The following is a 343-nucleotide window of genomic DNA, read 5'->3' on the forward strand; positions in this document are numbered from 1 at the left end:
GGGAAGACAATATCCACCCAGCGATTCAATTGATTAATCGAGCTTACAAGCCTCTTAACAATGACATCCCGATTCGACATAAGTACCCTGAGCTTTTCAAACGACTCAGAAGTATCCCTTACAAAGGCATAGTAACCGTTCTTCACCATATCTGCTATTACAAGAGCGTCTTTTTTATCACTCTTTGATTGGGTATTATCACGGTTTTCTTTATTTCTTTTCACTAAATAAGGGTTAACTGTCACTACCTCAATATCTTGTTTCATCAGCCATTTAGAAAGGTTAATCCAATAATGACCGGTAGGTTCCATACCAACTATGGCAGCCTCAAGTTTATGTAATC

At 38.2% G+C, this 343-nt stretch carries 1 protein-coding gene; it reads right to left on the reverse strand.

The window, feature by feature from the left end:
* Positions 1-343: IS110 family transposase (locus JI665_RS28330; RefSeq protein ID WP_206846298.1), on the reverse strand; the 343-nt coding region annotated here is incomplete at both ends.

It is taken from the genome of Bacillus sp. NTK034, assembly GCF_017303275.1.
Classification (GTDB): domain Bacteria; phylum Bacillota; class Bacilli; order Bacillales; family Cytobacillaceae; genus Cytobacillus.